Source organism: Bradyrhizobium guangzhouense (assembly GCF_004114955.1).
Lineage (GTDB): Bacteria > Pseudomonadota > Alphaproteobacteria > Rhizobiales > Xanthobacteraceae > Bradyrhizobium > Bradyrhizobium guangzhouense.
This window is the reverse complement of sequence record NZ_CP030054.1, coordinates 916,376-942,871: the sequence shown is the minus strand read 5'-3', so window position 1 is coordinate 942,871 and position 26,496 is coordinate 916,376. Positions and strand designations below refer to the sequence as shown.

20 protein-coding genes and 8 pseudogenes are annotated in these 26,496 nt (G+C 58.7%); 21 read left to right on the top strand and 7 right to left on the bottom strand.

Annotated features, from left to right (window positions below; translation table 11 throughout):
- Positions 1–245: 245 nt before the first annotated feature.
- Positions 246–968, top strand: a pseudogene (locus XH91_RS39975) (CBASS cGAMP synthase); the annotation flags it as partial.
- Positions 969–1,020: 52 nt separating this feature from the next.
- Here XH91_RS39975 and XH91_RS38445 read toward each other — a convergent pair.
- Positions 1,021–1,440 carry a GFA family protein gene (locus XH91_RS38445; RefSeq protein WP_128929601.1) on the bottom strand — a complete coding sequence of 140 codons (420 nt, stop codon included), beginning with the start codon at positions 1,438–1,440 and terminating at the stop codon, positions 1,021–1,023.
- A gap of 56 nt (positions 1,441–1,496) precedes the next feature.
- Between XH91_RS38445 and XH91_RS38440 the strand changes: the two genes are divergently transcribed.
- The 7 genes and pseudogenes from XH91_RS38440 (at position 1,497) to XH91_RS38410 (ending at position 7,496) form a co-directional block, all read left to right on the top strand.
- Positions 1,497–2,321, top strand: coding sequence for a hypothetical protein (locus XH91_RS38440; protein ID WP_128929600.1), 825 nt, complete (start codon positions 1,497–1,499; stop codon positions 2,319–2,321).
- Between the two features lie 405 nt (positions 2,322–2,726).
- Complete coding sequence (locus tag XH91_RS38435) at positions 2,727–3,920, top strand: Fic family protein (protein WP_128929599.1); 1,194 nt, start codon at positions 2,727–2,729, stop codon at positions 3,918–3,920.
- 58 nt (positions 3,921–3,978) lie between these two features.
- Complete coding sequence (locus XH91_RS38430; RefSeq protein ID WP_128929598.1) at positions 3,979–4,395, top strand: hypothetical protein; 417 nt, start codon at positions 3,979–3,981, stop codon at positions 4,393–4,395.
- Positions 4,396–4,574: 179 nt separating this feature from the next.
- Positions 4,575–5,174: a DUF6088 family protein gene (locus tag XH91_RS38425; protein WP_128955174.1), complete on the top strand. Its 600-nt coding sequence runs from the start codon at positions 4,575–4,577 to the stop codon at positions 5,172–5,174.
- Positions 5,167–6,173, top strand: a pseudogene (locus tag XH91_RS38420) (nucleotidyl transferase AbiEii/AbiGii toxin family protein). Before XH91_RS38425 ends, XH91_RS38420 begins: the two are co-directional and overlap by 8 nt.
- 51 nt (positions 6,174–6,224) lie before the next feature.
- Complete coding sequence (locus XH91_RS38415) at positions 6,225–6,971, top strand: restriction endonuclease (RefSeq protein WP_128929596.1); 747 nt, start codon at positions 6,225–6,227, stop codon at positions 6,969–6,971.
- A gap of 129 nt (positions 6,972–7,100) precedes the next feature.
- Positions 7,101–7,496: an AAA family ATPase gene (locus tag XH91_RS38410; RefSeq protein ID WP_164935606.1), complete on the top strand. Its 396-nt coding sequence runs from the start codon at positions 7,101–7,103 to the stop codon at positions 7,494–7,496.
- Here XH91_RS38410 and XH91_RS38405 read toward each other — a convergent pair.
- A pseudogene (locus tag XH91_RS38405) lies at positions 7,406–7,748 on the bottom strand (transposase); the annotation flags it as partial. The gene XH91_RS38410 and the pseudogene XH91_RS38405 sit on opposite strands and share 91 nt — an antisense overlap.
- 11 nt (positions 7,749–7,759) lie before the next feature.
- On the opposite strand from XH91_RS38405, the pseudogene XH91_RS39845 reads away from it, so the two are divergent.
- Positions 7,760–9,085, top strand: a pseudogene (locus tag XH91_RS39845) (AAA family ATPase).
- Positions 9,086–9,501: 416 nt separating this feature from the next.
- Here XH91_RS39845 and XH91_RS38390 read toward each other — a convergent pair.
- A pseudogene (locus XH91_RS38390) lies at positions 9,502–10,777 on the bottom strand (DUF2130 domain-containing protein).
- Positions 10,778–11,092: 315 nt separating this feature from the next.
- On the opposite strand from XH91_RS38390, the gene XH91_RS38385 reads away from it, so the two are divergent.
- A complete protein-coding gene (locus XH91_RS38385) occupies positions 11,093–11,890 on the top strand; it encodes a type IV toxin-antitoxin system AbiEi family antitoxin (protein ID WP_128929593.1) in 798 nt (265 codons plus the stop codon).
- On the top strand, positions 11,877–12,797 hold the full coding sequence (locus XH91_RS38380) for a nucleotidyl transferase AbiEii/AbiGii toxin family protein (protein WP_128929592.1): 921 nt from the start codon (positions 11,877–11,879) through the stop codon (positions 12,795–12,797). The genes XH91_RS38385 and XH91_RS38380 overlap by 14 nt, the downstream gene beginning before the upstream one ends.
- Before the next feature lie 1,300 nt (positions 12,798–14,097).
- Here XH91_RS38380 and XH91_RS40360 read toward each other — a convergent pair.
- The gene (locus XH91_RS40360) at positions 14,098–14,331 is read right to left on the bottom strand and encodes a hypothetical protein (protein ID WP_476727269.1); all 234 of its coding nucleotides are present in this window, start codon (positions 14,329–14,331) and stop codon (positions 14,098–14,100) included.
- A gap of 262 nt (positions 14,332–14,593) precedes the next feature.
- Positions 14,594–15,658 (bottom strand): XRE family transcriptional regulator, encoded by a 1,065-nt coding sequence (locus XH91_RS38365; RefSeq protein ID WP_128929591.1) that lies wholly within the window; start codon positions 15,656–15,658, stop codon positions 14,594–14,596.
- 212 nt (positions 15,659–15,870) lie between these two features.
- Here XH91_RS38365 and XH91_RS38360 point away from each other — a divergent pair.
- The 9 genes and pseudogenes from XH91_RS38360 to XH91_RS38320 all read left to right on the top strand — a co-directional run bounded on the left by XH91_RS38360 (position 15,871) and on the right by XH91_RS38320 (position 22,860).
- Positions 15,871–16,810, top strand: a pseudogene (locus XH91_RS38360) (CBASS oligonucleotide cyclase).
- Between the two features lie 2 nt (positions 16,811–16,812).
- The gene (locus tag XH91_RS38355; protein ID WP_128929590.1) at positions 16,813–17,313 is read left to right on the top strand and encodes an HORMA-1 domain-containing protein; all 501 of its coding nucleotides are present in this window, start codon (positions 16,813–16,815) and stop codon (positions 17,311–17,313) included.
- A complete protein-coding gene (locus tag XH91_RS38350) occupies positions 17,310–18,206 on the top strand; it encodes an AAA family ATPase (RefSeq protein WP_128929589.1) in 897 nt (298 codons plus the stop codon). The genes XH91_RS38355 and XH91_RS38350 overlap by 4 nt, the downstream gene beginning before the upstream one ends.
- Entirely contained in the window at positions 18,206–19,372 is a 1,167-nt protein-coding gene (locus tag XH91_RS38345; RefSeq protein ID WP_128929588.1) for a hypothetical protein, read from the top strand. The genes XH91_RS38350 and XH91_RS38345 overlap by 1 nt, the downstream gene beginning before the upstream one ends.
- Positions 19,369–19,923, top strand: coding sequence for a 3'-5' exonuclease (locus XH91_RS38340; protein WP_128929587.1), 555 nt, complete (start codon positions 19,369–19,371; stop codon positions 19,921–19,923). Before XH91_RS38345 ends, XH91_RS38340 begins: the two co-directional genes overlap by 4 nt.
- Before the next feature lie 123 nt (positions 19,924–20,046).
- Positions 20,047–20,721, top strand: coding sequence for a DUF1889 family protein (locus XH91_RS38335; RefSeq protein WP_128929586.1), 675 nt, complete (start codon positions 20,047–20,049; stop codon positions 20,719–20,721).
- A gap of 83 nt (positions 20,722–20,804) precedes the next feature.
- A complete protein-coding gene (locus XH91_RS40065) occupies positions 20,805–21,170 on the top strand; it encodes a hypothetical protein (RefSeq protein ID WP_128929585.1) in 366 nt (121 codons plus the stop codon).
- Positions 21,171–21,205: 35 nt separating this feature from the next.
- The gene (locus XH91_RS38325) at positions 21,206–21,631 is read left to right on the top strand and encodes a WGR domain-containing protein (RefSeq protein WP_371746380.1); all 426 of its coding nucleotides are present in this window, start codon (positions 21,206–21,208) and stop codon (positions 21,629–21,631) included.
- A gap of 245 nt (positions 21,632–21,876) precedes the next feature.
- On the top strand, positions 21,877–22,860 hold the full coding sequence (locus XH91_RS38320) for a hypothetical protein (RefSeq protein ID WP_128929584.1): 984 nt from the start codon (positions 21,877–21,879) through the stop codon (positions 22,858–22,860).
- A 200-nt stretch (positions 22,861–23,060) separates the two neighbouring features.
- Here the strand turns inward: XH91_RS38320 and XH91_RS39835 are convergent.
- Positions 23,061–23,281, bottom strand: a pseudogene (locus XH91_RS39835) (helix-turn-helix transcriptional regulator); the annotation flags it as partial.
- An 898-nt stretch (positions 23,282–24,179) separates the two neighbouring features.
- On the opposite strand from XH91_RS39835, the gene noeE reads away from it, so the two are divergent.
- A complete protein-coding gene (gene noeE / locus XH91_RS38310) occupies positions 24,180–25,385 on the top strand; it encodes a nodulation protein NoeE (protein ID WP_276575773.1) in 1,206 nt (401 codons plus the stop codon).
- 113 nt (positions 25,386–25,498) lie between these two features.
- Here the strand turns inward: noeE and XH91_RS38305 are convergent.
- A pseudogene (locus tag XH91_RS38305) lies at positions 25,499–26,194 on the bottom strand (IS91 family transposase); the annotation flags it as partial.
- Between the last annotated feature and the right edge of the window lie 302 nt (positions 26,195–26,496).

Below are 26,496 nucleotides of genomic sequence, written 5' to 3'. Positions count from 1 at the left end.
AGGGGTCCGCGACCCCGAAAGGGGGTGAGTCCCACTCTCTCTGCCAGATCGTATTGAAATCACTTATATTTTTTTGAAGTTTTGTTACAAACCACGGCTTGCCCACCGGAAGACCGAATCCTCTCGCATTTTTAACTGGGAAAGAAGGCGCGTTCCGGCGGGACCCTATTTGTTCACGTCACCTCTCGTGTCTGGGCAGCAGCCCACCACATTTTGTTGATATTCCGCTCGATTTGGGGGTGATAATGGCTCTACTCAACTTGCATCGCGCATTCACTGACGCGGCGACCGAGAACGACTATCTCGCCCGGCTCACGGTACCGGAGCCGCGCGAGGGAAAGCTCCGCAAGGCACGTGACGAGATCCGAGAGACGCTTAAGGCTGGATTTTCGGATTGGCAACGCTTCGCGGATCGTAGTTTGGTTATGGAAACGACTGCCGTTCGGAAGGGCGCGACCGAACCTCGATTGCGTCTGAAGTTCCGTATGCAGGGTAGTGCCTCGCCCGCGTATCGCACGCTCAATGATCCGGCACATCCGCCGCAGCAGATTGATTACGACGATGGCGTTTACCTTCCGGTCTCGTTTCTCGCCAAGACGGGAAACCCCGTGATCGCGGCCGCAGGTTACTACCGGTTGGTCGAGACGGTCCTTGCGCCGCTCTGCGAAAAACGAAAATGGACGTTGGATAGACGAGCCAAAAAATGCGTCCGCGTCGTCCTCGACAGCAAAGCTTACATCGACCTTCCGCTGTACGCGATCCCGGATCAGGAGTTCGTTCGGCTGGCCGAGGACGCCGCATTGACCAAGCGGGCTGACAGCGCGCTGTTTCTTGATGCAGAGACGCTCGATGACGAGATATACGAGCGCCTCAATCAGGACGAACTCCGGCTCGCTCTTCGGGAAGGCAAGTGGATCGAATCCGACCCTCGTCTGCTCGAAGATTGGTTTAAGCAGGCGGTGGCCGACCTCGGACCGCAAGTTCGACGCGTCAATCACCTCGTCGGCGCGGGGCGAGATTTCAGCCTGAATTTTCCGGGTGGTAGTTTTCCCGAAAGTGCTTTACGGCACCCTCAATTTGAACCCAGTCGTGTTTCGATTTCTCAAAAACCGATATGCCGGGAGCTGGGTACTTTGGATTTGCCATCGCGCCGACTGCAACACCGATCATCGAAGGCAAGCTGGTGACTTTCCAATAGACCGTTGATCCGCACTGCGGACAAAAATAGTTATGCATTTCCCCGCCGCTTGCAGCGGCATGTGCGAACTCTTTTGAAGTTCCTGAGACGGTAACAACCTCCGCGGGGTAATATGCTCCCACGCCGAACGGCGCACCTGTTCGACGTTGACAGTCGATGCAGTGACAAGCAACGACTATCTTGGACGGTTCTTCCGGGAGCGAGAGCATGACTGCACCACAGTTGCACCTTGCGTAGACCATAGTAATTCCCCATCGTCGTCCGAGACTCACTGCAAAGCACTAGGCTAGCAGATTAGTTGCGCGAGGAGAGTGCGAAAGCGACGGCCCAGGCCGCGCGCGTTCTCGATGAGACCGCCGACAAGATAACTTTGTCCGGCGACTACGTCCGATCGGACAGCGGTTCGCCGGTGCTGGATTCGGATGGCCGGGTGATCGGACTTATGATCGAAGCGACCAACCAGCCGGGCAGCGCGACGCAAGGCATCGCAATTCCGGTGACGCGCTTCGCATCGATCCTCAGCGGTCCGACCGCGTCACCGATCGCGCGAAAAGCCATTCCGAGCATGGCCGAGCTCGGCGGAACCAGGCCGACGAGCACGGCCGTAGATGCTATCGAAATCGCGGTTTCAGGGTGCGTCTTTCTCGGAAAACGTTCGGCTCGGCTCGCCAAAAATACGCCCGACATGCCTTTCGGATTGAGTACTCTGCAGATACTCCTCGACGCAGATAAGCGTGGATTCTTGATGGGCACGAGGCTTTCCCCGGATATCGCAGTCAACCTCCGATCCGATTGTCCGGTCGTCGAGTCTGGATCCGCCTACTACTCGCCCGCGCGCGTCCAATTGAAGCCCGGAGACCGGGTGACACTCTCCGAGATATTGCCGTTGAACTACCTCGACGACGTGTTCTTCTGGGCGCGAGTAACCGCTCGGGGGAGCAACAGTGGTTCGAACGACAGTAACGCGGGCATCGACCCAAGTGCGGCCCCAGCGGACGCCGGCTCGCTTCAAATCGGCGAACGTGATGTCTGCGGCAGCGCTTTACTTGGCCTCCTTACCGTCATCGGTCAGCGCCACGCAGGCGTTTGCCCAAGACCGTGGCCGATGCACGAACTCGGGTAGGAACGCCGCAGCGCAGCACTCGCCGTCATGGCCGCTATCCGCACGTCACGGCGCGCGAGTTTGCCGAATATGTCGCGCGAAGATTATAAACATCCCAGTACGTCGGGACTGGTATTTTTCGTAGTGGGCGGCGAGGCATATGTATGTACCGGCCAGCGAGGAGGGCCGTTGGGTGAGAGGACTGCCTATGAAGAACCTTTCATGTAGAGATCGCAGGACCGGCCAAAATACCGGCCAATCGAAACGTTAAAGGTCTAAAATATGCTTTAAAGTCAATGCCTTGAATGAAAGTTCCAGCGGTCACGAAAGCGCAATCGGAGATCGGCCAATAAATGGGCCAAATTCGGTTGTAATTTGGAAATTCATGCGTAAAATCAGCTAGTTAATTTGCGATAAGATCGGCCAATGGCGATAGAAACACCCCAGCGCATTGAGCCGGCGCGGCTTGAGGAAACGTCCGAGGCCATCGCGGATGTGGTTGCCGACCTGTCGGCAGCCTCGGCCAGGCTCGGTGTCGGGCTTCATCAGCGCACAGCTGCGAACCTTGCCAACTTGGTGCGGCTGATGAACACCTACTACAGCAACCTCATCGAGGGCCATAACACGCGGCCAAAGGACATTGCTCGCGCGCTCGAGGGGGAGCTTGACCAAGACGAGGGCCGTCGCAACCTTCAGCTGGAGGCCGCGGCACATGTACGCGTGCAGACGGAGATCGATCGCCTTACCGCCGACAGCGAGCTCGGTGAGCCGGCCTCAGTGGAGTTTATCAAGTGGTTGCATCGTGAATTCTATCGAGGGGCGCCGGGCGATATGCTCCAAATCCGCGGCAACGACACGACCTTTATGATGGTGCCCGGCGAATGGCGGTCGAAGCCTGAGCATGATGTTGCGATAGGCCGTCACGTTCCGCCATCTAGCGAGCGTGTTGACGACTTTATGCGCTATTTCGAGCAACGCTACGCCTTCAGGCCGCTGAAAACAGCCGGCCGAATCATGGCGATCCCTGCGGCGCATCACCGCTTCAACTACATCCATCCGTTTCCTGACGGAAACGGCCGCGTTAGCCGCTTGATGAGCCACGCTATGGCCCAGCTGGCCGGCATCGGTTCACACGGGTTATGGTCGATTTCGCGCGGCCTCGCCCGAGGCCTCAAATCGCCGAGCGAGTACAAGCGCATGATGGATATGGCGGACTCGTCACGACAGGGAGACCTCGACGGACGGGGCAATCTTTCGCTGAAGGCGCTCAACGAGTTTGTTCTATGGTTTCTCCAGGTCTGTCTTGATCAGGTGAAGTTCATGGACGGGCTGTTTGAGCTTGATAACCTAGGCTCGCGCTTAAACACCTATGTCGAACGCAGCGACACGCTCAAGCCAGAAGCAAAGCGCCTCCTCGAAGAGGCGCTGGTTCGCGGGCAGTTCGAGCGTGGTGACGTCGCCCGGATAACGGGTTTGCCTGAGCGCACCGCGCGTCGCGTGCTTGCTGACGTGCTTGCCGACGGCGTGCTCGGATCAGACACGCCCAAGGGCGCGGTATCGCTCCGCTTTCCGGTTGAGGCCTTGGATGTGCTGTTTCCGCGATTGTTCCCGGAAACGTGATTGCGGGAGTGAGTGGTAGGAGACTCGTTACGCCCCTGAGCGCGCCCAGACACCCGTAATGCCGCGGGAGCGCAGGAAACATGTCGCGCGCCATGGAAAACTGCCCCCTCACAGCGACATCGACATTCCGGTTCGGGTGGATCAGCCAGCAAGGGCGAGAGTCGTCGTCACGTATCGTTATCAGGTGCTCCTGCTTTCCAAATTGCTGAAATCCCAGATTGAACAAGACGCGCAACCTGTTCGGCCGCGCGCCTTGGCTATGCAAGTTTTCGCCAGTCGGAAATCGCCGGCATGTGATGACGTGCCAATTCGTGACCAAATAGAAACGTCCGTTTCGGCTCCAAATAAAACCCATGGCAATGTCCAGGCTCTCTTCATTGAAGAGCTGTTCGAGCGGCACGACAGCCAGCGAGTAACGATCAATTCGGGTCATCGGAACCTCGGTGAATTAGCTTGCGTGACGGATTCCTCATGACACTATCTTAGGGTGCGGGCGTGCGATCCATCAGCCCGCTCGGGAACAAAATCCAGCGTGTTTCGACCTACCTGCTTGATGAATTTAGCAGCTAACCTGCTGATTTTGCTTGGCAAGCATGCTAAGTATTGCAGGCTGTCAGAAATCACTATCTATTTCTGACAGATAGGAGGAGGGGCATGCAGACCGTAGCTGAGCGCATTCTGGAATATGCCCGAACATTGCCCGAAGGCGCCTTGATTGGTGCTAAGGATGCTTTGCATTTGGGGAGCCGTGCAGCGGTCGATCAAGCTCTGAAAAGGCTTTCTGAGCGCAACGAGCTGATGCGCCTTGCTCATGGGTTCTACGTCCTGCCGGTCAAAACCCGGTTCGGTGTACGCGCACCGCAAGCGGAGAAAGTCGTCCAAGCGCTCGCTGCCACGCGTGCCGAAACAATCGTCCCGCACGGGGCAGCAGCTGCAAACGCACTTGGTCTTACGACCCAGGTGCCAACGAAACTCGTCTATCTGACGTCTGGTCCTGACCGGGAGCTTAAGCTCGGCGCACAAACCGTTGAGGTGAAGCATGCGCCAGAATGGATGCTGTTTCCGGCAAAGCCGGCTGCCGGGCAAGCCATTCGCGCCTTGGAATGGCTCGGCAAACGGCAAGCGAACGATGCGCTGCGGGTCCTTAAGCAGAAATTGTCGGCGGAAACGTTGCAAGACCTCATCGCCGTGCGCCCCGCTCTGCCTGCGTGGATGTCAAAATCGATCAGCCAATCGCTGCTAAGCTATGGCTGAATCCTTTCTGACGTTTTCTGCCGAAGATCGGCTTGAGGCACTTGGCGTTGCTGCCACCGCCTCAGCCGACCCATTCATTTGCTTGAAAAAGATAGTTGGGTCGTATGGGCCTTGCAGGGCCTGTTTGAAACGAAGCTCGGCGAACATCTCGTTTTCAAGGGCGGCACCTCGCTCTCAAAAGGTTATGGCATCATCCAGCGCTTCTCCGAAGATATCGATCTCACCTACGACGTTCGTCAGATCATTCCCGAACTCGCCAAAGGCGATCACCCGATACCCGAGACACGCGCCCAAGCCGACAAATGGACGAAGGCTGCGCGCGAAAAGTTAGTCGTGTGGGTCAAAGATGAAGCCCTGCCGGTTCTACAGCAACATGCCGCGGCGACGGGTGTGAATGTAAAATTCCGCGTCGATGCGGATGTGATCTATATCGACTATCACCAAGTCTCCGAAGGTTCCGAATATGTAGCGCCGTCCGTCAAACTCGAATTCGGTGCTCGATCAACCGGCGAGCCGGCCGAGATACGCCAGGTCACATGCGACGCAGCATCTTATCTGCCGGAATTATCGTTTTCGGCAGCGGCGCCCAAGATCATGCTGCCTCAGCGCACCTTCTGGGAGAAAGCCACCGCCGTCCACGTCCTTTGCGCCCAAGGCATCAAAGGCGATCGCATCTCCCGCCATTGGCATGACCTTGTGAAGCTTGATGATGCTGGCTATGCCAAGGCTGCATTCGACGATCAGGATCTCGCAAACGAAGTCGCCGACTGGAAAAGCAAATTCTTTCGCACAAAAGATCGGGACGGCAACGTGATTGACTATCATGCCGCCGTTTCCGGCAAACTCCAGCTCGTCCCTGACGGTGAAATGCGCAAAGAACTTGAGGCCGACTATCAGAAGATGGTCGATGCCGGTTTGCTTCTCGGCGACGCCATGCCTTTTGCCGGTCTGATGATGCGCTGCGCAGATTTGCAGAAGCGTGCCAACGAGCGACATTGATGCGCCGCCGCCCTGTCCATCGTCGGCTATGTTCATTCAATCGCCTTTCGCATGATCACATCGAGAACCCCCTCAAGCTGGCAAGATCTTCAGGAACAGTCCGCACGCATCTTGGCGGAATGCGGGTTTGCCGTCGAAATCGAAAAAAAGGTGAAGCTTGTTCGTGGCCAAGCGGAAATCGACGTCTATGCCGAGGAAACTCTGAAAGGACGAAAATACATCATCCTTTGTGGGTGCAAGCATTGGAGGGCCGCCGTTCCCCAAACCGTGGTTCATTCCTTTCGCAGCGTGATGACGGATGTCGGCGCCCACAAGGGCTACATCATCTCGAGTTCGGGCTTTCAGTCGGGAGCCCGCGATGCCGCGCAGATGACAAATGTCGAGTTGGTCACCTGGGATCAGTTTCAGAACGCGTTCGAGCCGAGTTGGCTCGAAAATTGTTTCACTCCGGTGATCACAGCGAAGCTCGATCCGCTGATGGGCTTTTCCGAGCCGTTCCTGCCGCCCTCGTTTCCCCATTGGCCTGAGGCCGATCAAAACGAATATCTTCAATTGAAGGATGAGCTCGATCCCCTCGGCTGGTTCGCGATGTCGATGGCTACTTATTCGAGGATTCTCCGCCATAGCAGTTATCCACCGCTGCCGCTCAAGAATATTCCCGATCCCACCGAGAAGTATAAGGGGCTTCCCACGGATATCATGAGCGCCGTGGGTTATCGCGATCTTCTCGACGCCACACTTCACCATGGAGAAGCGGCGATTGCGAAATTCCGCGCGGTCAGAGATCGCAACAAGTAAGCCAGCATTGAACCATCTGTCGAACAGTTGAAGCAGTGTCGGTCTCCGACTGATCAGACCGACTTCAGCTTAGCGACACGCATGTAGCGGGTATAGCTGCGGGTACCCGCTGGTTGCGAGTTCGAGTTTGTGACAAGCGAAGGAACGACGGTAAAGGCGGGTGCGGGCAATAGCTTGAGCAATCGCCTTGCAGTCTTCAATGAAGATTTCATCGACCTGAATCTGCAATGGTCGGCTGGTCGGGCCAAACCCGTCTTCTACATCGGCCGAGAACAGGCCGAGTTAGCCGCCGAGCTTGCAAAGAAGGAGGCAGCGCTACCGGTTGCCAACGAACGCAAGATCGCGGCAGAAGCGCTCTTTCGCGCAAAGGAGCAACAGCTAGCAAACTTCAAGCGTGCGCATGCTCGTACAGTCTCAACAGAGCTGCGGCAGGGAAGCCGATCGCGGTTCTTGCAGAACACGGTCGCGTCCCACACCGAATCGTCCGCAGACAAGCCGACGAACCAGCGAAACAGCAGGTTGTAGTCAAGCTGCTCCATCATGCCGTTCCGACCGCACCGTGTAGAACGCCTGCAGCAACAGCGCTCGCAACAGCCGCTCCGGAGGGATCGATGGCCGTCCTTCGCGGGCATACAGCCGATCAAACGACCGCGACAAATCCTTCAGCGCCGCATCAACGAGTTCCCGGATCGCTCGCAGCGGATGGTCCGCCGGGATCCGGGTCTCCAGCCGCACGTAGCTAAAAAGGCGTTCCGCATGCTCATCTTCGCCGCGCATCCCGTTCCTCAATCGAAAGGAATCAACCGCATGCACAGAATCACACTCCAGCCGCCTCACGAAACGACTTTTTCAGCAGCCTGCTAGAAGCGGTCGAGACAGTTCTCAGTCCGGCGGTTGCCGCCATCGACGCAAAGTTAGCCCGACCGACAATTGCGCTACGGGAGGAACTGGCGTGGAACGACGACGAGACGATCGCCGTGACGTTGGGCTTGGTAAACGCCTGGGTGGGCACGCTCAACGCTGCCATCAAGCAGCACAACGAGACCTTCGCGCAATTCACCCAACGGCAGGATGAAGCCCGTCTTGCTCTGAGGCGCCACCATTTGGCTGACAAATCCCAGGAGTTTCAGAACGCGTGCGACGCGGTGAGCGAAGCCAAAACGGACGTTGATGCTAGGACGCTCAGTTACAATCAACTTCAAGAGCAAGCCACGGACTTGCGATCTCGGATCAAAGAGCACGGTCAGGCTGCGGAGAAAATCAATCGCTTGATCGAGGCCTACCTTGGCCACAAGGAACTTTCTATTGCAAGCGTAGAAAAAGGCTATGAAATCCACCGTCGCGGTAGGCCGATAGACAGCAGTCCTAGCGAAGGGGAGAAGACGGCGATCGCACTCTGCTATTTCCTTTCAAGGCTTGAGGCTGAAGGGCGTTCGATCAAGGACCGTATCCTCGTCGTGGATGATCCGATTTCTAGCCTGGACAGCAGAGCGTTGAACTAAGCGTGTTCCCTTCTTTTAAGTCGGCTTGGGAATGCAGCTCAGGTGTTCGTTTTGACACACAACCAAAACTGCATGAACGAGTTCAAGAAAGCCTGGAAGGGTTTCCACAAACCTCGCAACGAAGCGACCCCGCCTACGGCAAGCCTCCTGTTTTTAGATGTCAAAATTCCAAAAGGGCTGGACGGACGCTCAACAGCTATTGTTGAGATGTCAAAGCTGCTCCGTGAGGATGAGTCTGAATACCACTACTTGGTGGATCACGTCCTGAAGTTCAACGCCAGCGCAGATCCAGACTACGAATACGCCTACATGATGCCGAATGTACTTCGGCGAGTGCTCGACGTTTTCTTAGCGTTCCGGTGCCCGGGAAGTGCAGGTTTCGCTTCGAAGATGGGCCAGTTGCGAAAAGATCATGCTACGCTCGACGGCGAGCGCCTGGCCGCGCTGGAACGTCTCGTGCAACTGGAATCGCACTCCGATAACATCGATGACCTAATCGGGTTTTCCTCTATGACGCTGGAGGAGAGTAAGGCTGCCACGGCGGCCTTGATCGCGATGATGGAGGCCGTAGACCCTACCCATCTGGCTGGGCTGCAACGACTATGCCGATGAACCCTTGTCGCAGTTCCAACCCGGCGCAAAGAACACAGCTATGCTAAAGTGGTCCAGTTCGGAGGCAAGGACCTTGTTGCCTGGCCGACTAGACCACGACGGCTGGTGAGCAGATCGTGCTGACGGCGAACGAAGTAAGGGCACGCGCAGAATCCACTGCACGACTGCGTGCTGTTTGTCCTTCACGGTATCACCTTGGGCCGACGCAAGAAATCAGGGGGAAAGATCGACTTGCAGCGTCCGTGGAAGCCAGAGAACGACCGTTTGAAGCCGGTCACCTTTATCTATCGTCGCAACAGCTGATCGTTTTCCGCTTTAGTATTCGCCATCAATGGCGATCGAGCCCAATCGCTGGATGCAGCGCAAAGAGGGTAGGGGACGGATCACCCAGTTTTCCGTTCGGCCTCGACAGCGTTCTACAACAGCGGAGCATCTAGGCTGGGAATCTCCGGCATGGCCTTGCCGGCAATTGCCTGCAGGTCGCCGACCATGCCCACGGTCGAATCGATGACGGCCAGGATTTGGGTTTCCCGCTTGGCCCATTGGCCGGCCCATAAACTTGCGCTCCTTGTCGAGATCCTCGCGCATATCGTTGAATTTCTCAACGACAGCTTCGACCCGCTGTCGAAACTTCGTGCCTGTCAGGTAGTGATAGACCTGCTCCATCTTGGTCTGCTGGCCCTGCTGAACGAGGCGTGAGCTGCTCACGTCGATCAGACCCTGGCGGAGCGCCACGGCGACCGGCAATGCGCAACGCGGATGAGCCACCCATACGCCGTCGACGAGGTCAAATTGCTCGATTTGTTTCGGCAGCGCGTGGGAGATGATCAGAGCGACGTCGGCGCCGGAACGGCGCTGGTCGTCACGTAATTTGGCGAGCCACACGTCACTCCATGCCTTGGTGCGTTTAGTTTCCCAAAGGATGATGCCGGCAGATTGGCCGATAGCACCATTTACTTGCTGAATTACGTCCGCCCCGAGCTCACCTTTTCCCACCGGCTCAATCGAATCTGTCGGAAAGCGTCCGCGCAGAAGATCTTCGAGCTCGAGTTCGAGCACTTCCCCTTGGGATTGCTGTGATCCCTGCTCGGCCTTTCGCTTAAGTTCCTCGATCGTGCGCGTCATCGACTCGATGGTCTGGTCTTTCTCGGCAACGCGCAAGCGCGCAGCCTCGTCGGCTTCGTGCCTGGCCTTGATCTGGATTTCGCTGATTGAGGCCTGCACGCGCTTCTCTATTGTCAGGTCGAGTTCGCGCTTTTCCTCTTCGAGTGCGCGCTGCTGTCGCATCAGTTCGGCTTGCTGTTTTTGGGCCTCGGCAAGCTTTGCGTTGTTGGTAAGCAGGTTGGCTCGCAGCTCCGCAGCTTCCGCTTCCTTCGCCTGCAGCTCGGCGGCGGCCGCCTCTCGCGCCTTCTTGCTTTCGGCCGCGACCAACTGGGCACGTTCGGCGGTCAATCGCTTCGCAACGTGATCCTCGATTTGCTCGCGGTCCTTAGCGACCTGCTCGCGTTCCAGCCGCAGTGCCTCTGTCTTACGCTCCATCTCTGCATCTTTGCTGGCCAGCTGCTGTTGAAAGCGCTGACGGGTTTCAGCGAGGAGGGGAGCGGCCAATGACTCCGTCAGACGGATCTCGTGATTGCAGTTGGGGCAATGTAGGGTCGCCTCGTGCGAAGCGCCGGTTGCTTTGAAACTCATGAATTCCCCATCATCGTTGCAACCGGATTCAACATGATCTGTGCGTGATTGCGATGTCGCTCGACTTCATGTCCACATACGCGTCGTCGATTTCGACCTTGGCCGGCGGGTTTTCCACCGACACGTCGATCTACCCGAACGCGTGCACGAGCAGCCTCGCACGAATGTAGTCCAGAATAGAACAAAATAGGAACGCGCGTCAACTTTGGATCCCGAGGTGAGTTTGTATGACGACGATTTTACTTAGTCTGGCCATGGGAAATGGATAGAACTTAAACCTTGGATATAGTTTGAATATGCGCTAGTTTACTTAGTATGGCTGAGCAAAAGGACAGAAAGCTAAACAGGCTCGAAAGGACCCTTCCGCAGGGACTTCTGGTCGATGCCGCCTGGATGGAACGACATGGATATTCCACCAGCTTGCGCAGCCAATACGTATCGGCCGGCTGGCTCGTTCAGCCGGCGCGGGGAACCTTCAAGCGCCCGCTCGGTGAACTCTCCTGGCAGGGCGCCGTCGTGTCACTCCAGCGATTGCTCGGCTCCGACTTCGTCGTTGGCGGACGCACCGCCATCGAAGTGCAAGGCTTCGGCCACTACCTGAGCCAGACGGGTCCTTCGACCATACATCTATACGGAACGCGGTCTGCTCCCGGCTGGCTCGGCAAACTTCCGCTCAAACAGAAATTCCGCGTTCACCGCACGCAAAGCCTGTTCAAAACGCACGGGAGCCTGCCCACATCAGAGTCGGGGACAACGCGGGAAATACCGGGACCATTCGACTGGCCTCTCACGGTATCGACGCCCGAACGCGCGTTTCTCGAACTGCTCGACGAATTGCCCCGCCACGAAAGCTTCCATCACGTCGATGCACTGGCGGAAGGCTTGAGGAGCCTGAGCCCCCGGCGGCTGCAAATGCTTCTGAACGACTGCAAAAGCGTCAAGGTCAAACGATTGTTTTTCTGGTTCGCGGAGCGACATCAGCACGCTTGGCTCAAACAGATCGACAAGTCGAAAGTCAATCTCGGCACGGGAAAGCGCATGCTCGTCAAGGGCGGCAAACTCGACACCAAATACCTCATAACCATCCCAGACGACCTCAATGCCCCTGTCTGAAAAATATCGGCATCAAGTGGCCTTGTTGATCGAGACGATCCCGTTCGTCGCGGCGGAGCCCGATTTTGCGCTCAAGGGTGGCACCGCCATCAATCTCTTCCACCGAGATATGCCGCGCCTATCGGTCGATATCGACCTGACATATCTGCCGGTGGCTCCGCGTCCCGAATCTCTTGCGGCGATAGATGCGGCGATGAAGCGCATGACAGAGGCCATAAGGAAAGGATTGCCGGGCGCGCGGCTGACGGAAGTCGTCAATCCCCGTGAAAAGATCGTCACCAAGCTGACCGTCCAGAAAGGCGACGCGCAGATCAAGATCGAGATCACGCCGGTGATCAGGGGCTGCGTCTTCGAGCCGGAGCTGCGCGACGTGTCGCCGAGCGTCGAAGAGACGTTCGGCTTCGCGCAGATGAAAGTCGTTTCGTTCGCCGATCTATACGCCGGCAAGCTTGTCGCGGCGCTCGACCGGCAGCATCCGCGCGACCTCTTCGATGTCCGCGATCTGCTCGCCAACGAAGGCATCACGGACGATCTCCGCAAAGCGTTCATTGTCTACCTCATCAGCCATGACCGGCCGATCTCCGAGGTCGTGGTTCCTCGTCGCAAGGACATCCAGCACGAATTCACGCACGGCTTTGAGGGCATGACCGCCGATGAAGTGACCCTGGACGAGTTGCTCAAAACCCGGGAAACGCTGATCGCCGAAATCGCGGGAAAAATGCGGCAAGCTCGCAAGGACTTCCTCATGGGATTCAAGCGCGGCGAGCCGGATTGGAACCTGCTAGGCGTCCCTGACGCAGCGGACCTGCCGGCGGTGCGCTGGAAGCAGATCAATCTGGACAAGCTTCCTGCCGAGCACAGGGCGACGCTCGTCGCGCAGCTCGAGAAGGTCTTGCGCAATGCCTGAGGTCGGAGGAGGGGATCTCAGTCGAGCACGCTCGTAGCAACTTGTTGAGAGAATTTTTGGGGTACGCCCGCCACCCAGCGAGCCCAGAGCTTGCGGGCTTCAGCTCAGCCGCCTATCGAACAGTGGACGCGCCTACCTATGCGTGCCGTACACGTTTCCGGTGCTTGGATTTCGGTAGGAGCCGCCTTTATGAGAAGAGCCCGAGCCGCCGATGTAAGTCCCGCCGTGGCTAGAGGTATGATGGTCTCCACCATACGACACGCGGCCGCCAAAATGGCTACCACCTATTCCAACAGCAGACGCTCAGAAATGCTCGCTGTTGTGTTTGTCGGATTTGCGCATTGAGGGCATGAACCGCAATATCGTTCTCGTCTTTATCACCGCCTCTGGCGGCAAGAAGATGCGCGAGGCAGGCTTGGCGAGATTTGCCCACATCGTCTTTGCCGATCGTAGCTTGCTCGAGAAAAGGCGCGCGATGCGCCTATCCGCTGAACGCGCGTCGATGTTGCAAGCCGGATTCGCCACCTCGGGTGAGAAGCCTGATCATGGCGACCCGGGTCGGCGCCGAGTATGCCGAAATAGATTATTCAAGGTAGACGGAGGGGAGGGTGAAAGCCTGACTCGGTATTGGTGCGCTCCTTCTAGCGCTCATCATTGGCGCGCAGTTCATCACCATCTTTGTTGTCCAGCCTATTGGCGCGTTACCCGAGGGGCGGACCGTCGTCATAGCTCGCCTTACAAAGCTGAACTTTATCGACAGCGCGGACGCCTTTTGCGACCGAACAATGGGTGGTGTCAGCCTCCTGTGCCAGGCTGCCGTCCTCGGCAAGGTCACGAAGGAAGGTCCCATTCTCCTGCGTCTTCCTTATTCGGCGACCCTTTATCAAATCAGCACCGGCGGCAAACACTACGACCGATAGAAAGCGGCGAGCCGCCTATGAGGTTCGCGTTCGCCAGGAACGATGTTGCCCTTCGTTAGCATTGAAGTGCGAGAGTCTATCGCGCCATCGACCTAAAACTCCCTCGTCGACAGCTGGCGCGCCAGGGCGACAGCAGCCCTTGGTCTGAGTTGCATGTCGGGCTTGATGGCAAAATGAAACTTCTTCCTCTTGATGAAGGAGAATGGTCCAACCTCCTCGGGACCTAGGCCGAGCGTCGAGGGATTTTGCGCCTATTGACTTTGCGCCGCCGGTTTCGATGGTCCAGAGACCGTCCCGGCGGGCAGGGGGTATGGATACGACCTCTGGCGTGAGCTCGGCGCTTTCGCGGTCGTCTTCGGGGGGGGGGCGTGGTGGATCGTTCACGCGCCGAACCGGGTCAGTCGTCGCCGAACTTCCGTCGTTGGAAGCCGGCAGCGAGGATGCCTGGAAATGGCAGTTAAACCCGCGTGCAGTCGGCTCAGTTCGCAGTGGTTGCCGTCGGCGAGCTGGTCGAAAATCCATAGCACGCCGTGCATTTGCAGCCCGACCGAGGTCGCCAACTCGCGCAGCCCTCCGTCGCCGGTCAGAAGCGTCCATTGGCGGGCCTCCGCGATGGCAAACGCGAACGTGTCCGGCGTGGAGAGATGAGCGCGTTGCCGCGGACTGTCGTCGCGCGGGTCAATTCTGCCGGGGACAGCTCTTCGACCCGTAGGCCGAGCGCAGTAAGGCGATCGCCCAGGTCCCCGGCCAGCTCTCGAACAAAGAGCAGGTCGGGGACCGCAAACTCAAAAGGGAGACGAAACAGGTCCTCGAGCAAGGCGCCTCGCTCCAGATCGATCAAAACCGAGGTATCGGAAACGAGGACCGCCAAGGTGCTTACGCCGCAACTTGATCCAGACGAGCGTCCAGTTCGCGAACCGTTATTCCCAGCAGTTCAGCGGCCCGGGCTTCGCCGATGACTCGTTCGGCCAGCGCACGATAGCAAAGCCTCTCGAAGCGCTTCGGCTCCTCGAGTTCAGGCTTCATCCGGCCTGGCTCTTCATAGGGCGCCGTCCGCCATCCCCGTTCCGCGAAGATCTTGAACAGCCGGCCAAAAGCGGACTGGCTGATGATGCCGAGATCCTTGCAGCGATAGGCGATGGCCTGGATGCTGACGCCAAAACGCTTCTTGAGCGCGACCAGCTCGCCAAGACTGATCGACGATCGGCTGACCCCAACTTCGGCCCGAAGGACGTCGGCCGGCATCAGGAAGGCGCCGGCAAACCGATGCGCCGCCTTTTCCTCATCGACGCCGGGGGATGGGGCCAGCACCATATGACCGAGCTCATGGGCGAGATTGAAGCGCTTCCGCTCCGACCACGTGCTTTGCTTGATGACGATTACTCGCGCAGCGTTGCGGTCCTTGCGTCGCACCTTGGCGGCAAGCCCGTCGATATCGTCGAGATCGAGCGACAGGATCTTGATCCCGCGCTCCTCCAGAAGCTCGGCGAGCTGCGGGATGGGATCGTTTCCCAAACCCCAGTCTTCGCGGACAGAGCGAGCCGCATCTTCGGCGTCCCGGACATCGGCCACCGGATGTGGTGCGCTGCGTGGCTGCTCCCAATCGATGCTGCGCATCTGGAGCAGGTCCTCGATCGCGAGATAGCGCTCCAGCATGTGAATCGCGCGGGCTTCGAGGGCGGCTTCTTCCCGGAACGACGTGCCCGCCTTCTTGCGGAACTCGACGCCCTCAAGGGCAAGTTCGTCCTCGCTGAGCAGGTAATCCTCCGTCACGTGGAGCGTCGCCGCCAAGGCGATCAGCACCCGCGAGCTCGGCATATCCTCGTTTCTCTCATATTTGCCAATGGCTTGGGCCGATACGATGCCATCCATGGCGTCAGCGAGGCCACGCAACGACAGGCCCGAGGCCGACCGTGCGACCTTAAGCTTGTGTCCGATCATCTGGGCCTCCTTTGCGTCTCAGTTTACAGAAGTACGATATGGGCACAAATTTGTAAACCAAAAACCCTTGATGCGCGGAAAATTGAGCCTATATGGCCCGCATACCGCTCCATTGTCCCGGATTTGTAAACCGGTCTGGGTCGGACAAGTTCCACTGTGGCGTACTTTTGCGCCAGCCGCCGGCGAAACCGACCAGCAGGAATCGAGCAGCGATGTTGAACAATACTCAACTGCGGTACTACGACAGCAACGTGCTGCGCCTGCCTGCCGACAAGCGCAAGGAATACCACGAGCAGGTCGATCGCTTGATCGATGAACTCCGCAAGACCGTTCGCGACAAGACCGAGATCAAGATCACTAAGGTCGTGAAGGCCGGCCTTCGCCAAATACACGATTCTGCGGAAGACCGCTGTCGATCCGGTCGATGTCGATGTCGTTTTTTACATTTCTGGCCGAGACGTCAGCAAGGAGACGCTGGATAGCCTGAACGACACGATCTACGCGCTGCTGATCAAGCAGTATCCGAACAAGTCGGTCGAGGATTTTGAGATCCAGCGCAAGGCGGCGACCGTCACCTTCGTGGGCACGGGCCTCAGCGTTGATATCGTGCCGGTCATCGAAGACGAGAACCGCGCCGGCTACGGTTGGCAGTTCGACATTCACGACGGCACGAAGACGCAGACCTGCGCGCCTTGCCAGATCAAGTTCGTCCGCGATCGCAAGGACCAGGACGCGGATTTCCGCACCTTGGTGCGCATGGCCAAGAAGTGGCGCAACCAGGCGGAACTGAAGCCGCTGAAGTCCTTCGCCATCGAGCTGATCATGGCGCATGTCCTCGCCAAGCAGGGCAACGGTGCAAGCATCGAACAGCGCTTTCGCAATTTCCTCCTCTACGTCGCGCAGTCGCAGTTGAAGGAAGAGATCAAGTTTCCCGAGAATGTCGCGCCATTCACGACGTTCTGCGATCCGGTGGTCATTCTCGATCCGGTCTACAGCCTCAACAACGTGACCAGCCGGATTTCCGAGGACGAGCGGAAACAGATCGTCGCCGCCGCCCAGGAGGCCTGGGAGACGTCCAATTTTGCATCGGCCGAGAACGACAATGAGGTCTGGAAGGAGATCTTCGGCCCTCGATTCAAGACGGAGGACTGAAGATGAGCATGACCCAGGTCAGAAGCGCGAGCGCGACCTACACCTACGTCGACATCGAGAACGTCGTTCGGCGCGTCAACGCCGATCTCGTGATGATCGCGGACAGCACCGGCTGCTGGACTCCGGAGGAGGCTCGCAACTACGCCCATGACATCGAGGTCCTGGCCAAGGACGGCTACCTCAAATGGGTCGACGTCACGCTGATCAGCAGTGGGGTCGAGATCAAGGCCGTCAGGTTCGAAGTCGATACCGACGCCGGCTCGCTGTCTACGAGCCGGCCCGGCGGCGTTCTTTGGCCGAAGGTCGCAGGGGCCAAGCTTCGTGTCGTGCTGAGCTACACCGACGACTACACCAGTGCCGCACGCGAAGCCACGAAAGGTAAGCTTAAGATCGGTTGGGTGACCTGCTACGACGATACCAGCCATGCCGCTCTCTCGTCGGCTGGCGGCCGCAACTATGTCAGCAATGCCTATGGCATGCAGCGCAAGGATTGGGCCTCGTGAGTCAACCCAGCATCTTCGACAGCGAGACGCCGCTGCCCAGCGATACGCTGGCCAAACGCGAGAAGACCCTTCTGGGGTTCGATACCCGATATGCGCGGGTCCACGATCAGCTTCGTCTGCTGCTGAATGTCCGCGAGCTGGCGGGCTGGAGCCACAAGAATCACGGCAAGAGCCTTCCGATCTGCGATCTCGTCGCCGAGCAGTATCCGCTGGTGATCTTTCACGGCGATGTCGGCACCGGCAAGACCGCAACAGCGGAGTGCATCGCCAACAAGTTGGTAATCGAGGCCAGAAGCGAAGATTCGATCCTGTTCAAGCTGAGTAACCGCGTCCGCGGCAGCGGCATGGTCGGCGAGATGGGAACATTGATCGCGGAAGCCTTCAAGAAGGTCATTCAATCGGCCGGCAAGCACCGCCGCGCGGTCCTGATCATCGACGAAGGCGACAGCCTCGCCGCCTCGCGCGCCCAGGAGCACAGCCACCACGAAGACAAGGTAGCGGTGAACACGCTCATTCAGGGCGTCGATGACCTGCGCCAGTACGGCGGCCGGATCGTGGTGATCCTGTGCACCAACCGGCTGTCGGTCCTGGATCCTGCCTTGTGCCGCCGCGCCGCCATCATCGAGGAGTTCCGCCGTCCAACGGACGACGAGCGCCGCCAATTGCTCACGATGGATCTGGCCGGGTTGTCTCTGACGCCCATTCAGCTATCGCAGCTCGTCGAAGCCACCGGAGCGCGGGCAGGCAAGCCGTCCTGGACCTATTCGGATATCAGGACGAGGCTCTATCCGGCCGCGCTGGCAAAGGCCTTCCCGAGCGGGCCACTGCGCTTCGATCAACTCAAGCTCGCCGCCGCGGCGATCACCGCGTCGCCGGTGATGGAGGATCGCTGATGGCGCGCTCCCCTCTGTTCGGCCGGCGCATCCACATTGCCGGCAGCATCGTCGAAGACCTTGCCATCGCCTCGACCGCCGACGTCAATCAGGCCCGCGAGCTCGTTGCTGCGCTGGTCAAGGAATTGGCCCGTCGCGGTGCGAATTTCGTCGTGCCTGTCGACGCTGAACCTCTGCGCAAATCCGACGGGCTTCCGATCTGCTTCGACTGGCTGATCTGGAAGACGCTCAGGGAGAGCCTCGCGTCACGCCCGGCGAATGTTCCGGGCCCGCTCGCGGTCGCCGTGCAGCACCACAAGAGCGAAGATCAGGTCCCGGCTGAGTATGCCGACCTATGGGACGAGCTGCGCAGCTCGCCAATGGTCAAGATCGAGAACGCCGCGCACTGGAACATGGCCAGCAAGCGCATGGAAGCCCAGGCCCGCTTCGGCGATATTCTTGTCGCGCTCGGGGGGACGGAAGGGGTCCTCTACCTCGCAAATCTCTACCACGATGCCGGAAAGCCGATCATTCCCCTCAATCTTCCCGTGTCGCCGGAAACGGCGGGCGCTCGCCGGCTCTACAGCTTCGGATTGACTAGCAGCCAAACCCGCCGCCTGTTCCAGGTTGCGGATGACGGCGACGCCCATGACTGGCTCAACAAGATCCGGTTTCCGCCGCGCCAGTCCATCCCCGATCGCGTCGCGGTCCTCGTCGACCTGCTCGAGTCCCTGGAAAGACCAAAGGCCTTCGCGGTGCGGCTGCTGAATCCGGCGCTGCCGGACTATGCCGACGTGCAGGACTTTTTCGACACCGTCGTGCAGCCGGTGATCGAGAACGAGCTTGGCTACCGGCTCGTCGTCATCGACGGCCGGCAAGCCCACGACCATGCCCGTATCGATCAGGAAATCTTCGCCAAGTTGCACCGCAGCGCCGTCGTGATCGCCGACATTACCGGCGGACGATCGAATTGTTTCCTCGAGCTGGGATATGCTCTGGGTCGCGGGCTGCCTACTATGGTGACGGCGCGTGAGGGCTCGGACCTGCCGTTTGACATCACCACGCTCTCTGGCCTGCATTGGAAGAACAGCGGCGCGGCCGAGGATCGCCGGCGCGCCTTCCGCGAACATTGGCAGGCGATCCGCACGCGACCCTCGCTCGTGCCGGCGGAGCCATTGATCTCATGAGGCGTAAAACCGAAGTGTTCGTCTCAGTCGACGTTGAAACCGCCGGGCCGATCCCCGGTGAGTACAGCCTTCTGTCGATCGGCGCCTGCGTTGTCAACGATCCGGCAAAGACCTTCTCCTGCGAATTGAAGCCGATCAATCGCAATGCCGATCCGAAAGCCCTGCAGGTTTCCGGCCTGTCGCTGGATGAGCTTGCCAAGAACGGGCTCGAACCGGCGGAGGCGATGCGGGCCTTCGCGCAGTGGCTCGACGCGCTTGTTGAAAAAGACGGCTCGGTCGTCTTCGTCGGGCTCAACGCGCCGTTCGATTGGTCATTCGTAAATTATTATTTCCATCGGTTCACGGGCGATAATCCATTCGGGTTCACGGCTTTGGACATCAAGGCGCTTTTCATGGGTGCGACGGGGTGCGATTGGGCCGATACGCGATCGAGCAAAATGACGGAGCGCCTGTCGCCTCGGTTGAAGGGCGATCATCAGGCCCTGCATGATGCGCAGTATCAGGCCGAGTTATTCAGTCTCATTCGAACCAAGCTCTTGGGAAATCGGTAGAGCATGGCGGGAGACATGAAGCGACGCTCGCTCATTGTCGAAGGACCACTCGCATTCGCGATGCAACTTTTTGCAAAGCAACTACGTTTGATCGGTCGCTTTTCTATTAAAGGGGAACAATAGGTGGCATCAGTCGCGCGATATGTCGTTGAGCGGTCGCCGGACCAGGTCCGGCTCGCTTTCAAGAGCGTCCTCGAAATTTGCAAGGAAAGGAATATCTCCAGCGTGACGTTGGTGGTGCCGCAGAAGGGCGGCTTCGATCGGACCATCGTGGCCGAATTCCTCGGACCGAACGTCGTAAAGGCGCTCGTCAAGGGGCAACCCGTTCTGGTGGCGCAGGGCGTTCAGATGAAGTTGGAAAGTGCGCAGACCTCCCGGGGGAGTTGGTCAGATGGGCTGCTGATCGGCGGCCACATCTCGGACAAAGACATGAACAAGCTGGACGATGCGATCGGCGCGCAAGCGATCGTCTACCTTCCTTGGAACGATACCGACGGCAAAAACTGGCGAGCGACATGGGGAGCTCAGATCGTAGGAGCCACTACTGCACCGGCACCGACCGTTAGTTTGCCCGAGCCCGTGGAGGAGGCGCTGCAGAGCCTGACCCAAGCCGTCAATTTGGGTACGGGTCTCAATCATCCCTCAGACAAGAAACACGCAGAGCGCACAATCGCGCAGCTGCGTCAGGAAGGGCATTCGTTTGATCCAGTTGAGGTCCGCCGATGGGCTCAGCGGAACGGCTGGTCGTCAAGTGCGGCCGCAGACCTTGAAAAGGTAGCTCGCAAAGCATTCCGATAAGGTCAGTGTTGGATTCTAGTTTGGGATCCAGAGAAGGCAGCCGTTGAGAAGAATATATCGATGTCTCCTGCGCATTCGCCGTGATGGCGGACCTCAAGCGCGGCGAGCCGGATTGGAGCCTGCTGGGCGTCCCTGGCGCGGCGGACCTGCCGGCTATACGCTGGAAGCAGATCAATCTGGACAAACTGCCTGCCGAGCACAGGGCGAAGCTCGTCGCGCAAGTCGAGAAAGTCTTGCGCAACGCATGGGGTCGGAGGAGGAAACCCTCCATTTACCTGGCGGCCATGCGATGGCAACTTGTTCAGACGGCTTCTCCAGGGGAGACGCTGCCACCCAGCGAGGCCGGAGCGCGCCTCAGCTCAGTCGCCCATCGCGAGCCTCGCCGCGACCTGTCTCGTTGTCAGCATGAAATTTTTGAATCGTTGGCGCTGATCGATTCATTTATTTAATTGGACGGTCGATTCGGCGGCTGCGATTCTGGCGCATGTCCGAACTCACCGTGCAATATCTCGTGCTCGAGCGTCGCGATCCGGCCCGTAACATGGCGCGGTTCTATGTGCTCACGATTGAGCCGACGCTCTTTGGCGATACGGCATTGGTGCGCGAATGGGGCCGTCTCGGTGGGCGCGGTCGACGGCGACTCGATCTGTTCAAGCCGTCGAGGCTCTTGAGTCCTGGCTCAGGCGCAACGCCCGTCGCGGTTACGTCCAGCGGCACTTTCCGGGCTCGGAGCCGGCGTGCGACACGCCACAAGTCGGCTGATCTGGACAAAATGTCAGTGGAAGTATATCAAAGTAATCCGAGATCATACTCGACCATATTCCAAGAATTGCGAAAGTATTCCATAATTAATTATGCGAATTTAAATAGTGTCATGGTTTCAGTAGGAGAGATCAACCGAACTCCATAATAGAAATGCTCCATCAGTTGCTATTCAAGCGAGGCGTGGATCCGTGCGGCGCCAGATCGCCGGGAATGAGTGAAACAGATCGAGTCGACCGCGCTGTTGCCCACAAGCAGAGCATGTGTCATTCGACATGGTCACCGGCTCCCGCCATCCGGAACTGACCCCCCGCATTGCCTCACTAAAAATGTTACCGGACAACTTCTCTGCCGTGTCTGGGGCGGAGCTGCCGAATCAGTTCGGTGGCAGGTATGGCAGGGAAGATCAGCATGCGCGCAAAGCGCGAGATCAGATCAGCGGGTGGACCGAATGCTTTCCGCTTGTTGTGCGTGAAGCAGCTCTTGTGGTCGAAGCTCTCGAGCGCGCAGAACCTATTTCCCTGGCCCGTTCGGGGGCTCGATTTTGACAACGACAGCGCCTTCATGAACGACACGGTCGTGTCGTGGTGCCGTTCTCACGATGTCGAAGTCACTCGTTCCAGGGCCTACAAGAAGAACGATCAGGCATTCGTTGAACAAAAGAACGGAGCTATCGTTCGCCGCCTGGTGGGCTACGGGCGGTTTGAAGGCATTGATGCCGCCCGTTCATTGGTTCGCCTGTTTGCGGCGGCCCGGCTATACATCAATTTCTTCCAGCCCTCGTTTAAGCTGAAGGAGAAGCACCGCGAAGGTGCCAAGATGATCAAGTGCTATCTTCCTCCCGCTACGCCGTACGAAAAAGCATTGGTCCACCCGAGGCTCAATGAGGCATTCAAAGGTCGGCTGCGGGAGATTTACCGGACGCTTGATCCTGTGGCATTGCTGGCACAGATGCGGGACGCTCAGAATGAGTTGGGTAAGCGTGTCGATCAACGGGCTGGAAAGTCAGCGATGACTGTCGCGCAGGGGCACAGTGATTTGGCGGCCTTTGCCCGAGAGCTCGGCGATGGTTGGAAACAGGGTGAGCAGCGAGGCATTCATCGGCGTCGCTATGTGCGGCGCAAGCCTGTGCCACGTCGGCCATCGATGCTCGACCCATACATTCCCATCATCGAGGAATGGCTCGCCGCAGCTCCGCACTTGTCTGCGGTCGATCTTCTCTCCCTGCTGGAAGCGCATGCGCCCGGTCGGTTCAGCGGCCATCAGCGGCGCACGGTGCAGCGATTGGTGAAGAATTGGCGATCAAAGGCCGCTCGACAGCTCATCAGCAACACAGAGATCACACTATCGGTCCAAGCTTCGCGCCTTCGTATTTAATCCTGACAGGTTCTTTCGCTGAAGCACCGCAAGCCGCTCGCTCGCTACGGCGCTCTGGGGGGCGAGCTTCGCGAGCGGCTTGCTCCGACTCGCGGCAGTCGATCCAGAAGACACCAGGGTGACTTCGGTAACATTGTCATCTGAGGCAATATGGGGGGCAGTTTTCCATGGCGCGCGACACATAAGGAATGCGGTATTTGCCGCTTTGCGAGCAAGACCGTTCCTGTGCCGGGATCGCTGGTCGATTTCTTGGCTCCGCGGTCCACCAAGGCTTCGAGGTTTTCGAGCCCACCGAGCTTGCGATAAGTCGGCCCCGTACCGTATGTGCGATGCTTTTCCAAAGTTCGGCGGACAGGCCGAGAAAGCGTGCCGCTTCGGGGCTCCGCAAGTATCGCGGCGGCAGCCGGCGGTGGTCTGGCATTTGAGATGCTCCCTGCTCTTCTGGAGGGCTCGCGCGGCTGATCGCGTGCCGACGAGCATGATGGTGTGGAGTAGAAGAGCGCTTAAGGGGATGCCGAAGATGCGGGAATGATTTCGGCACCCCTGCTCTGTTCCTTGCGAGATGACAGGCAGAGCACGGCCGTGTCTCTTTGGATGCAGAGGCCGTTGGCCGGTTAAGCCATCAATCCACGGTATGGATGTGCTCCATCAAAACTATTGAGTTTTGCCGATCCTACGAATGGCGGATATTGGGTTCAGATGGCGCACTTAGACATCGAGATGAGCTACCGTCTTCTTTGGCTGGCGAGGGAATGGCATCGTGGCGGCTCGAAGCGACGGGCTTCCGCGGTCGCTTTGCCGCTTATTTCCGATAAACCACGGTATAGCTTTTCTGATGGTCTCAATATGGCTTAGCTCCGCGCGGCGGGGCGATGCTTGGAGGCTCCGGCCCCGAAAGGAGCTGGGCGCAGCCGATCTCAGGTGCGGTGCTGTGGCTGGCTAAATGGATTGAATTCATGGCACCCAGATCATGCGAAACAGGGATAGGGTCGTCTTCCATTTCCGCTACGAATGGGATCGATGAGAGTTACGGTCTATCTGCAACAAACCTGAACAACGGGCAATCTACGTACGCATTGCCAATCGGAGATGGCGCGCGTCCATCCGAAGCGCGCAGTAGGCGCTCATGCAGCGAACAAGCCAAAGCTGCCACAAGGGCCATCGAATGTTGTCGCGGCATGATGTCATCCTCGCGGATGTCACGTCATCTGAGGATAGGGATGGTTGACCCTATCTGGATTGCCATTGCTGGTGTTGTCTCTTTCTACCGGACGAAGGTTTTAAGACGGACGCTCGGTCTGTCCAAGATAGGCTGTTGAATGATGAACCGCGATGTAAGCCATGCGCCTGCGGTGTGCTTTTTGCTCGGTCTTCCCCGCTCGGGGACGACGCTGCTAGCGCATTTGCTGCAGCGGCACCCGGATATTTTGGCTCCGCCTGAACCGTGGCTCATGTTGGCACTTGAGGCCTTCGGTAAAGTCGACCACCGCCACCCAGCCGGCGCATCATTGGTTCAAAGCGCAACCTCGCAGTTCTTGGGGCGAATAGATCGGATGATCGTTACCCGCGCTTTTTCCGATGCAGCTTATTGCCAGTATTTAGCTGCTGCAGGCAAACGCACTCTCATAGACAAGACGCCGCGCTATTGGACGGTGCTCGACTTTTTGGATTCCCTTTATCCGGAAGCACCGCGTCTCGTTCTCATGCGTAACCCCTACGCCATCGCCGCATCACTGAAGACGACATGGGGCGTCCCTCTGCTGGCCGCAAGTTCCCCGCCCGCCATCGCATCGTGTCTCGCCGATATCGCGTTGGGCCAGCCCACGCCCGCGATCGCATCTTCTCTCGCAGATCTTGTCCTGGGCCTGCCTGCGCTAGCAGCATACCGCAGTCGACCTCAGACGCAGGTGGTCCACTATGAGACCCTTGTGGCGCACCCCGATGACGAAATTCGGCGCGTGCTTGCCGGCCTCGGTTACACTCCGACCGAGACGGGATCGGCGCCGGGGGGGCAGACGGACTATCTCCGCTCCAGCACTTTCGGAGATCGCAAGATCCTGGAGCGAAAGGCCGTCGATGACCGCTCAGTGGAGGCTTGGCAAACTGACTTGAGCATCGAAGAGATGCAAGTCGTGACCGACCTGGTTGGGGCGAAGCTCTTGACAGAGCTCGGTTATGAGCGGGATTTTCAGTACGCAAAGCAAGCCGGCGTCGTCGATAGGGGGCCGGAAGCAACCCAAGGCTATCGCCACTTATTTCGGACCTGCTGGGATTTTCTGGACGGCAAGACGGGAGGATCGTTCGAGCTCCCCGCCGAACTCAATAATAGTGGTGGGCAAGCGGAGGAACACGCCGCGGTTGCTTTCGCAGCCTCAGTGTTTCAGCAAGCGCAACGTCTGGCCGCCACTAAGAAGGAAGAGAATCTGCGGGTGGCAAATTCAATCGCGGCGCAGTTGAACGAGGAGCTCACGGCGGTCGTGTCCTCGGAGGTGAGGCGACAGCTTGCGCCGGCGGGCCGACGATAGGACAAACGCGTGACCACCGCGCGCCCGATCGCCCCACCGGCCCACAGGTCCCTCCCGCGCGCGCTGCTGCGTCGCTTGACGTGCAGTGGGAGCGAATAAGTCGAGGTAGTCGGTCATGATGTATCGCAGCGAGGTGCGCGTCGCGGCGGCGCACGCGGCGCAGGCCCAATCTCGACCATGCGGCCTCCGCAGATGGGGCACACGTCGAGGCGGTGACCAAGGAGGATGGCGCAGCGCTCACGATAGTCGACAGCTTCGGCAGGCGGAGGTGGCTGCGGGGCTTCAAGTGCCGCTCGGATGCGCGCGAGTTTGGCGGCGCGGCAGGCGTTCGCCAGGAAACCAAAATGACGGATGCGGCGGAACCCCTTCGGCAATATGTGAAGCAGAAAGTGACGAAGGAACTCCTCAGTGTCGAGCGTCATTACTTTGGATTTGTTCCCGGCGCGATAATCTTTCCACCGGAAGCGGACGTGGCCCTGCTCACAGGTAAGAAGCCGGCCGTTGGCGATCGCAACGCGATGAGTGTAGCGCCCGAGATAAGTCAGAACCTGTTCTGGTCCGCCGAAGGGACGCTTGGCGTAGACGACCCACTCGACCTTGCGGAGGGCGTTTAGATGGCGGGCGAATGCCGCTGGCTCGACGAGGTGCGCGAGATGGCCGAACAACTGGAGCTTGGTGCCATCGAACGCCGCCTGCAGGCGCTCCAGGAATAGCCGACGATGCAATCGTGATAGCACGCGAACGGGAAGGAAGAAGCCGGGGCGACAATGAACCCAGCTTCCATCAGGAGCGATCCCGCCGCCTGGTATGCCGGAATTTCTCCGGTCGAAGCTTGCGGGCTCGTCAATCCGTGCAGTGTATGAACTCTACCAGGCTTGGCGTGAGCAGCCCAACGCCGTCGAGACCATATGTGCAGCACAGGAGAGCTTCACCGACGCCCACGCCCGCCAGCTGGCTCGCAAAATTCGTAGCGGAGTTGGGGGCTCCCATGCTGATAGCGAAGGTGCCGCTGGAGCTCAATCGGCGCGAGGCCCGATCGCACCGCAAGTAGCATTGCGACCCATAGAGAGAGACCGTGTAACGGCGGCCGCGGAGAAGAGCTCCAGGTCTT